This window comes from Phaeobacter sp. QD34_24 (assembly GCF_028890115.1).
Classification (GTDB): Bacteria; Pseudomonadota; Alphaproteobacteria; order Rhodobacterales; family Rhodobacteraceae; genus Phycobacter.
Window position 1 is genome coordinate 153252 of record NZ_JARCJD010000009.1, and the last position, 10221, is coordinate 163472.

Consider the following 10221-nt stretch of genomic DNA (forward strand, 5'->3'; position numbering starts at 1 on the left):
TCTATTCAGCGGCCCGCAAGGGGGCGGTCTGATCCGTGCCGGGAAGGCTCTGTCTCGGCTCCAGAGGCGGCACGCTGTCCCACAACAGTTCGGTGGTTGGCAGCTTGCGGGCCTTTCTGGCCAGACGCATGTCTTTCGCGATCCGGCTGGAGCGACCCCCCGTGAGACGCGCCAGCAGGCGGCCCATCCAGGACATATAGGTCGAAAGCCACACTCGGATCGACAAGAGCGAGGGTGTCACCACAAGGGTCAGCACGGTTGCAATGCCAAGGCCAAAGACCACGGCGGTGGCAAGCTGCTTCCACCACAGGGCGGTGGGGCTGTCGATGGAATAGCCGCCGTTGATGAAATCGAGGCTGATGCCGAACATCATCGGCGCCAGGCCTGCCATGGTGGTGACCGTGGTCAAGAGCACCGGGCGGATGCGCGCCTCGGCGGTGCGGATGATCGCCTCGATCCGGGGCATGTGCTGGCTGAACTCCTGATAGGTGTCGATCAGCACGATATTGTTGTTCACCACGATCCCCGCCAAGGCCACGATGCCGGTGCCGGTCATGATGATCGAAAACGGCTGCTGCATCACCAGCATGCCGATCAGCACGCCCGTGGTGGAGAGAACCACCGCCAAAAGCACCAGCACCGAGTTGTAGAAGGAATTGAACTGAGCCAGCAGGATCACGAACATCAGCCCCAGGGCCCCGGCGAATGCCTTGGACAGGAAAGCACCGCTTTCCTCTTGTTCCTCCTGGTCACCGGTCCATTCCCAGGTGATGGTGCCGGGGAAGGGGCTCTCGTTTTCCAGCCAGGTGGTCAGTACCGCAATACGCTCGTTGGCATTGATCGGTACGATCCGACCTCCGTCGTCCAGTGCGGCCTGCACTGCCTCCACAGTCACGGCCTCGTCAACGGCAAAGAGGGTGAACTGCTTGCCATTCGGGGCGGTACTCTCACCCGTGGCACCTTCCGGCACGGATTTGATATGTGCCAGGGTTTTGTCTTTACCCGTTTCGGGATCGGCAATCACCACCTTGTTGAGGCCCGGCTCCACATCCGCCTTCACATCGTAATAGCGCTGCTGTTGCACGCGGGTGATCTGGGCGAGTTTGGGCACCGGCTTGCGGGTGATGAAATTGCTGAGCGGCACCAGGCCATCTGCGGTGCGCACCTTGAGCGTGTCCAGCGTTGACAGGACGCGGTCCTCGTCGGGCAGGCGCACGCGGATCTCGATCTCCTCGTCGGAACTATCGACCCGCATGGTGTCCAGAAGGATGCCGCGCGTCACCAGCTGCACCATGGCGCCCACGGTGGCCACATCGGCGCCGTAGCGGCCGGCCTTTTCCACATCCACATCGATCTGCCAGTCGATGCCGGGCAGGGGCAGGGTGTCTTCCACCAGCGTGAGGCCGGGCATGGCATTAAAATGCGCCCGCGCGGTTTCGGTGGCGGCTGTCAGATCCTCCCAGCCGTCGCCCTTGATGCGCAGGTGGATGGGTTTGCCCGATCCGGGACCCTGCTCCAGCGCGCTCAATTCGGTGATGAAGCCGGGAAGCTTGTCCAATTCGGCGCTGAGTTCATCCAGCACCGTGTTGCCGTCAAAGGCGGTGGCGGTGACCTCACGCGTCAAGAGGCCGAAGAACCAAGTCTCGGTCTGCTTGGGGCGGTCTTCCCAGGGGATGATCTCGAACTGGACCTGGCCGACGGTGTCCTGCGGCTTCTGCCCGCCGCCGGGGCCGCCGGTGTCCAATCCGCCTTCACCGGCGAAGGAGAAGACATTGACTACCGCCGGATGCGCCTTGATGACCTCTTCGGCCTGGCGCACCATCTCGTCCTTCTCATGCAGCGAGATATTGCCCCGCGCCCGCACATAGGCCGTGGCCTGCTCGGGTTCGGAGGCCACGAAGAATTCAACGCCGAGGTTGTTTTCGCCAAAGGTCTTGAACACCGTCGCGATGCAAAAGGCGACCGCCACCACGGTTACCAGCGGCATGATCGGATTGCCCGCGATGAACTTGATGAAATAGCCAAAGGGCGTGTGGCGGTAGCCTGCGGAGACCGATTTCGGCTTGCGCTGGATGCTGGTGGCTCCCAGCGTGATCGAGGCGGCAAAGGCCGACAGCACAAAAACCAGCGCGCCAAAGGTGGCTGTCAACGCGCCCGGCATGGTGTCGGCGGCAGCCTCCGGCAACAGGTAGGCCGGGTTCAGCATCTGCATCAGACCGGCGAACATGCCCCAGATCGCGGGCGGCACCAGAAGGGCACGCAGCCACCAGGGCAGCACCGCACGCAGACCTTTGGAGGTGCCGTCAAACACGCGGCTGATACGCCCCGAAACGCCGCCCATCACCGGCAGGTAGACCAGCGCCACCACCAATGATGCGGACAAGACGAAGATCAGCGTCACCGGCAGCATGCCCATGAATTCACCCGGGACACCCGGCCAGAACAGCATCGGCAGGAAGGCGCAGAGTGTGGTCGCGGTCGATGACACCACCGGCCAGAACATCCGCTGCGCGGCTTCGACATAGGCGTGCATCGGGCCGGAGCCTTCACTGATCCGCTTGTCGGCATATTCCACCACCACGATGGCGCCATCCACCAGCATGCCCACGGCCAGGATCAAACCGAACATGACGATGTTGGAGACGGAAATCCCCATCAGAGCCAGAAGCGCAAAGCAGAGCAGGAAGGATGTCGGGATGGCAAAGCCCACCAGCAAGGCGGCGCGGCTGCCAAGCGAGGACAGCACCACGATCATCACCAGCGCAATCGCGGTCAGCACGGAACCTTCCAGCTGGCTCACCATGGATCCCACCACGCGGCTCTGGTCGTTGGAGGTGCCAAGCGAGATCGCCGCGCGCAGTTCCGGCGGCCATTTCGCCTGGGCCTGCGCCAGGGTCGCCTTCACCTCGTCGACGGTGTCGATCAGGTTGTACCCTTTGCGTTTCACCACCTGCAGGGCGACGGTATCCTCGCCATCAAAGCGCGCGGTGCCTTCGCGATCCTCGAAGGTGTAGTTGATCTCGGCCAGCTCGCCGAGCTTAACCACCCGGTCGCCGTTGGTCTTGATCGGCAGGGCGTAGATATCGCGCACATCGTCAAAGGAGGACGGGATCTTGATCGAGAAGGTGCCCTGTTCGGTCTCCACCTCACCGGCGGCGATCAGCTGGTTGTTATTCTGCACCACGTTGATCAGCTCGATCGCGGTGACGTTGTAGGATTCCAGCCGCAGGGGATCGATCACCACCTCGACCATCTCGTCCCGGTTGCCCGCGATGGGCGCCTCAAGCACCGAATCCAGCGCCTCGATATCGTCCTGCAGCCGCTTGGCGATACGGGCCATGGTGCGTTCCGGCACATCGCCGGTGAGATTCACGATGACGATGGGGAATTCGGAAAAGTTGATCTCGTTGATCACATATTGTTCGGCGCCATCGGGAAAATCCGCCTGGGCCGTGTTCATCGCATCGCGCACATCGGCGATGGTGGCGCTCTTGTTCCAGCCAAAATCGAATTCCAGCAGCACCCCGGCATAGTTCTCCGCCGCGGTGGAGCTCATCTCCTTCAGCCCGTCGAGATCGACCAGCTCGGATTCCATCGGTTTGATCAGCAGGCTTTCGCTGTCTTCGGCGGAAATGCCGGGAAACTGCACGGAGACATGCAGCATCGGGATGTCGATATCCGGCTCGCCCTCTTTCGGCAGGCTCACATAGGCGAACCCGCCCACAAGGAGCGAGATCACGATGAAGGCGAGAATCATGCGGGCGCGGTCAGCCGCCCAGGAGACGACGCCGATCATTGGCTGGCCTCCCGGTAGGTGGGCCGTACCGGCACACCATCTGTGACGAAGTCCTGACCGACAACGATCACATCGGCCTCATCCGGCAGGCCACCAACCCAGATCCCGTCAGAGGTGTCCCGCAGGACATCGACACGTTCGAAACCGGCAGAGTGGTCGGCGCGCACAAGGCGCACGCCCAGACGGCCCTCATTGTCCAACGTCAGCGCCGATTGCGGCAGCTTGTGTGCCTTGCGGCCTTCGGCAGCGATGGCGATATCGGCGGTCTGGCCGTCGCGGATGCGCAGATCGGTGTTGTCGACGGCGATTTCGACCTCAAAGGTGCGGGTGTTGGGGTCGGCAGAGCGGCTGACGAAGGTTACAGTCCCTTGAACGCGCATGCCGTTGGCCAGTTCCGCTCCGGCCAGTGCGCCGACCTCGATCCGGTTGACCTCGGTTTCCGGCACGTAGCCCACCACTTTGATCGTATCCAGCTGGATCACCGTCGCACAGAGGCTGCCGGGCTGCATCAGGCTGCCGATCTCGGCGGTGTCGCTTTCCAGCAGCCCGTCAAAGGGAGCGGTGATCCGCAGGCGCTGGATTTCCTTTTCGGTGGAGGCGACGGCGGCCGCGGCCGATTCAATGCCCGCACGGGAGGTTTCCAGCCCGCCCTCTGCGGTGGCAATGCCTGCCACGGCAGAGCGTTCGGCGGCCCGCGCAGCGGCCAGGCGGGTTTCGGAGGCATAGCCATCGACCGAGAGCTTCTCGGCGGCGGTCAGGTTGATCTGGGCTTCGCGCAGCCGCGCCTTGGCCTCTTCCAGCCGGGCTGCGGCTTCCGGCGCCTGGGCGCGCGCCTCGATCAGCCGCGCCTGGGCTTCCTGGTGGGCGGCATGGCGCGTGCCAGCGTCCAATTCGCACAACAGGTCGCCAGTCTTCACGTGATGACCTTTGCGCAGCGGTTCGGAAATGATGGTCGAAGAGGTCTCGGCGCGTACCTCGACCTGACGGGCGGCTCTGGTCTGCCCGCGCAGGATCACAGCACTGTCAAGCGGGCGCGCCTGGCTGCGCAGGACGACGACGCCGATGCGGTTGTCCTGTGTCTCGGCGGCAGCCTCGGGCGAAGACGGATCAGCCGCGGGCGTTTCGGCCTTTTTGTCGGCATCACCTGTGGAAATGGTCTCGGCCTGGGCCTCGCCTCGGGCGAAGGCAAACAGATCTTCCCTTTGGAATACAAGGAAATAAAGCCCAACACTTACCGCAACGGCTGTCAGGAGGGGTATCAAACGCATTTCGGGCCTTTCTCAAAGCAACGATCAATCTCCGGCCAAAGCCGGGCTTTTCAAGAGGGTTCCGCCAGACACCCGTGGGAAGTCATAGTATTCATGTAGGCATTGTCCACACTAAACAAAGCAGTTCAGTTCATATTTTTTCGGTTTTTCCCCGACTTGCTGCGTCGATGATCGCAATTGTGGCACTTGGCTTGGCTTTGCCGGCGGGTTAAGAGAGGCATCAAAAGGCCACAACGTCGCGGCAGAGCCGGGCAGATCAGGGGTATTTTCATGAGCGATACCGACAGCTTTATCGATGAGGTGACAGAAGAGGTCCGCCGGGACCGGCTGTTCCTTATGCTCAAACGGTATGGTTGGATCGGTGGTCTTGCCGTGGTGCTGATCGTCGGCGGTGCAGCCTGGCGCGAGTATAGCAAGGCGCAGGAGCAGGCGGCGGCGCAGGCCTTGGGTGATGCCATGCTGGCGGCTCTGGAACCCGATGCAGCGGCCGAACGGGCTTCGGCCCTGGCCTCGGTGGCCGCGGGCAGCGGTGCGGGGGCGGCCCTGGCCAAGATGATGCAGGCCGGTGCACTGGCCGAGGCCGATCAGGCCGAGGCGGCGGTTGCCGTTCTCGATCAGATCGCCGCGGATGGCGACCTGCCGCTGATCTACCGGCATACCGCCACCTTCAAATCGTTGGGGCTGCAGGCGGATGTCCTGAGCGTGGACGAGCGTCGCCTGCGCTATGAGGCGCTGGCGCAGCCAGGCGCGCCCCTGTCGCTGCTGGCCGCTGAACAACTGGCCCTGCTGGATATCGAAGCGGGCGACAGTGCAGCCGCGATCACACGTCTGCGGGCCATCATTGCGGATGCAACGGTGCGCCAGGACTTGAAAGAACGGGCAACTCAAGTGATTGTGGCTCTTGGTGGAAACCCGGAAGAGGCAGAGGTCGCCTCCGAAGGTTGAGACCGGAAGGTTTAGACGGGTCGCGCAGAAGTGGCGCGGTTCAGGATTGTGACTTGCAGGGCAGGGTGCGGGGCAGGGTAATGACGTCAGCTATTTCCATTTCTAGCGCGGGGGCGCTGGTGAAGGCGCTTGTGTGCAGCACTGCGGTGATCACGCTCTTGTCCGCGTGTTCCGAACCGGAAGTTGTCCTGCAAGGAAAACGCGAAAACATCCGTGCGGATGCGCCGACGAAGGTTGTCAACCAATCGAGACCGATCTCGCTGCCGAAACAGACAGTCAATGCGGCCTGGGCACAGACCCATGGGCTGCAGGCGCACAGGGTTGCGCATCCGGCGCTTGGCGCGGCCCCTCAACTGGCGTGGTCGGTATCGATCGGTGAAGGCGACGGTCGCCGTCAGCGGATCACCGCCCGCCCCGTTGTGGCGGATGGCCGGATCTACACTCTGGACAGCGCAGCGCAGGTGTCTGCGGTGTCCCCGGGTGGGCAGCTCCTGTGGCAGACCGACCTGATCCCCTCGCGTGAAGGTGGCGGGCAGGCGACCGGTGGCGGCCTCGCCTACGATAAGGGCGTGCTCTATATTTCCTCCGGCTACGGGGTTCTGACCGCGTTGGAGGCCTCCAGTGGCAAGCAGATCTGGCGCCAGGAACTGGAGGCCACCGGATCCGGCGAACCCATCATCCAGGATGGTCTGGTCTATCTGGTCGCCGGGGATGATACCGGCTGGGCGGTCAACGCCTCGGATGGTCGCATCGCCTGGCAGGTGGAAGGCGTCGCCAGCCCCTCGAACGTCCTGGGCGCGCCTGCGCCGGTGGTTGCCGGGGCCTATGCAATCTTTGCCTTCGGGTCAGGCGATCTGGTCGCCAGTTTCAAGCGCGGCGGCGTGCGGCGCTGGAATGCCTCGGTCGCGGGGCAGCGGGTTGGCTCCACGCTGGCGCGGATCAGTGATGTGACCGGTGCCCCGGTCGTGGTCGGAAAGCGTGCCTTCGTGGGCAACCATTCGGGCCGCACCGTTGCCATCGATACCGACACGGGCGAACGGATCTGGACCACCCAGGAAGGCGCCATTGGCCCGGTCTGGCCGGTGGGCGGCAGCCTGTTCCAGCTGAGCGACCGCAACCAGCTGCTGCGTCTGGATGCGGCCAGTGGCGACGTGATCTGGGCGGTCGATCTGCCGGGATTCCTGAAGGATAAGCCGGGTAAACGAGGCGCTGTGGTGGCTCATTATGGCCCCGTTGTTGCCGGTGGGCAGGTCGTGGTTGCCTCCAATGATGGGGTCATCCGGCTGTTCGATCCCCGTGATGGGAGCCTCGCGCGCAGTGTCGTAGCCCCCGGTGGCGCCACCACGGCGCCGGTGGTTGCGGGCAGCACGCTTTATGTGGTTTCGACCAAGGGCGATCTGCTCGCCTTCCGCTAAAGAACCGATCAGCCCTTTCCCAAAGGCACCAGATGCGCTATGGGGCGCGTCTGAATCGCAAAAAGTTGGTCCGATGTCCTTTACCCTCGCTATCGTGGGCCGCCCGAACGTGGGCAAGTCCACCCTGTTCAACCGCCTCGTGGGCAAGAAGCTGGCCCTGGTCGATGACCAGCCGGGCGTGACGCGTGACCTGCGCGAGGGCGAGGCGCGTCTTGGCGACCTGCGGTTCACGGTGATCGACACCGCCGGCCTTGAGGATGCCACCGACAATTCGCTGGAAGGACGCATGCGCCGCCTGACCGAGCGTGCAGTGGATATGGCCGACATCTGCCTGTTCATGATCGATGCGCGCACCGGCGTTACCCCGGTGGACGAGATGTTCGCCGAGATCCTGCGCAAGAAATCCGCCCATGTGATCCTGGCCGCGAACAAGTCCGAAGGGGCCGCCGCCGATGCAGGCGTGCTGGAGGCCTATGGTCTGGGCCTGGGTGAGCCGATCCGCATGTCCGGTGAACATGGCGAGGGGATGAACGATCTCTATTCCGAGCTGTTGCCGATTGCGGAGAAGTTCGAAAAGACCGCCGAGGATCATGCGCCCAGCACCGATGTCTCCGTGGACGAAGACCTGACCGAGGAAGAGGCCGAAGAGGCCGCCCCGGTTCCGACCGTGGACAAACCCTTGCAGGTGGCCGTGGTGGGCCGTCCCAATGCGGGCAAATCCACCCTGATCAACAAGATCCTCGGTGAAGACCGCCTGCTGACGGGCCCCGAAGCCGGGATTACCCGTGATGCGATCTCCTTGCAGATCGATTGGTCCGGCACGCTGATGCGGATCTTTGACACTGCTGGAATGCGCAAAAAGGCCAAGGTGCAGGAAAAGCTGGAAAAGCTTTCCGTCTCGGATGGCCTTCGCGCGGTGAAGTTCGCCGAGGTCGTGGTCGTGCTGCTGGATGCAGAGATCCCCTTTGAGCAGCAGGACCTGCGCATCGCCGACCTGGCCGAGCGCGAGGGGCGCGCGGTGGTCGTTGCCGTCAACAAATGGGATGTCGAGGACAACAAGCAGGAAAAGCTGAAAGCCTTGAAAGAGGCCTTTGCCCGCCTGCTGCCGCAGCTGCGCGGCGCTCCTTTGGTGACGGTCTCCGCCAAGACCGGCAAGGGGCTGGATCGGCTGCATGATGCCATCCTGCGCGCCTATCAGGTGTGGAACCGCCGGGTGCCGACCGCGGCGCTGAACCGTTGGCTGACGGGCATGCTGGAGCAGCATCCGCCCCCGGCACCGCAGGGCAAGCGGATCAAGCTACGCTACATGACCCAGGCCAAGACCCGCCCGCCGGGGTTCGTCGTGATGTGTTCGCACCCGGACAAGATCCCGGCCAGCTACACGCGTTACCTGGTCAACGGCCTGCGCGAGGATTTCGACATGCCTGGCACGCCGATCCGCCTAACCATGCGCGGGCAGGGCGACAAGAACCCCTACAAGGGCAAGAAAAAGGCGGCACCGTCCAAGCTGCGCAAACATCTGCAAGGGCGCCGGGATTAGACCCTGCGCACGACCGGCGGTATTGCAGGCACATCCCCTACCGGTTTGCGGGCGGGTGCTGCGTTTTTACACGCCCTGCCTGTGCGGTTGTTGAAATTCGTTAGCAAGTCGTTAAATTTATAGCGGTCGGCCGTCCCCTTTGATGGGGTGCGGTGGCTATTGAACCTATTGAATGCATCCGCCTCACCGATTTCACAGGGGCGTCACAGAGCGTATTTAAGGGGGTCTCATGGACCTGAGAGCTTACACGCGTGATTATACCAAGAAGGACAACCGCCTGGCGTCCTTGAGTTATTTTGGCACCTTCGCAGTCTACTTCCTGTCGCTATACCTTGCCATCGCCTATGTGGAGCAGTGGTATGTGCTGCTGCCTGCGGGCATGGTCTTTGCCTTTGCGGCGGTGCGGCTTTACGTGCTGCAACATGACACCGGCCACCATTCCCTGTTCGAAACCCGCCGTCAGAACGAGATCGCCGGTCATGTTCTGTCGCCCTTCACCTTTGCGCCTTTCGAGGTGATGAAGCAGAACCACAATCTGCATCACGCCAATATCGGCAATCTGGAACATCGCGAAACCGGCGAGATCCACACCATGACCCTGCGTGAATGGCAGGAAGCGGGCTTTTGGGAGCGTTTGACCTATCGTCTTTATCGCAACCCGCTGATCCTGGTGCCGGTGGGATCGGCCTTTACCTATTTCATCCGCTATCGCTGGCCCAAGAATACGACGCAGTTCGGTATCATGGGCGTGATGCTGCACAACCTGGTGATCATCGCCCTGATCTCGCTTCTTTACTACGTGGCTGGAACAACCGGTGTGCTGGTCTGGTTCACCTTCTCTTTCCTCGGCGGCATGCTGGGGGTCTTCCTGGTCTACCTGCAGCATAATTTCGAAGACACCTATTGGGACCGCCGCCCGGATCTCAATCCGCAGGTGGCAGCGCTGCAGGGATCCTCCTGTCTTGATTTCGGCTGGTTCTTCGATTTCGCGGTGGCCAATATCACGTTGCATGACATTCACCACTTCAACGCGCGCATTCCCAGCTACCGCCTGCGCCAATGCCATTACAACCTGCCGCCCGAGGTGGCTCCGCGTCGTATTTCCTTTGGTGAAGCTTTGCGCGCCCTGTCACTGAAACTCTGGGATGAAGAGCAAAAGCGTCTTGTGCCCTTTCCGGCCTAGGGTCAGGACCCATTGATTTCCGTCCAGCGGCGTGATTCACGGTTCGAAAATCGAGCGGTAACATGTCTGATCTA

At 62.5% G+C, this 10221-nt stretch carries 6 protein-coding genes; 4 read left to right on the forward strand and 2 right to left on the reverse strand.

The window, feature by feature from the left end:
• Position 1: 1 nt before the first annotated feature.
• The gene (locus PXK07_RS09505) at positions 2-3796 is read right to left on the reverse strand and encodes an efflux RND transporter permease subunit (RefSeq protein ID WP_274847986.1); all 3795 of its coding nucleotides are present in this window, start codon (positions 3794-3796) and stop codon (positions 2-4) included.
• The gene (locus PXK07_RS09510) at positions 3793-5064 is read right to left on the reverse strand and encodes an efflux RND transporter periplasmic adaptor subunit (RefSeq protein ID WP_274847987.1); all 1272 of its coding nucleotides are present in this window, start codon (positions 5062-5064) and stop codon (positions 3793-3795) included. Before PXK07_RS09510 ends, PXK07_RS09505 begins: the two co-directional genes overlap by 4 nt.
• Positions 5065-5334: 270 nt before the next feature.
• Between PXK07_RS09510 and PXK07_RS09515 the strand changes: the two genes are divergently transcribed.
• The 4 genes from PXK07_RS09515 to PXK07_RS09530 all read left to right on the forward strand — a co-directional run bounded on the left by PXK07_RS09515 (position 5335) and on the right by PXK07_RS09530 (position 10147).
• Positions 5335-6009: a hypothetical protein gene (locus PXK07_RS09515; RefSeq protein ID WP_274847988.1), complete on the forward strand. Its 675-nt coding sequence runs from the start codon at positions 5335-5337 to the stop codon at positions 6007-6009.
• Positions 6010-6089: 80 nt separating this feature from the next.
• Positions 6090-7424 (forward strand): PQQ-like beta-propeller repeat protein, encoded by a 1335-nt coding sequence (locus PXK07_RS09520; RefSeq protein WP_274847989.1) that lies wholly within the window; start codon positions 6090-6092, stop codon positions 7422-7424.
• A 73-nt stretch (positions 7425-7497) separates the two neighbouring features.
• Positions 7498-8964: a ribosome biogenesis GTPase Der gene (gene der, locus PXK07_RS09525; protein WP_274847990.1), complete on the forward strand. Its 1467-nt coding sequence runs from the start codon at positions 7498-7500 to the stop codon at positions 8962-8964.
• A gap of 229 nt (positions 8965-9193) precedes the next feature.
• Positions 9194-10147 carry a fatty acid desaturase gene (locus PXK07_RS09530; protein ID WP_274847991.1) on the forward strand — a complete coding sequence of 318 codons (954 nt, stop codon included), beginning with the start codon at positions 9194-9196 and terminating at the stop codon, positions 10145-10147.
• Positions 10148-10221 lie beyond the last annotated feature (74 nt).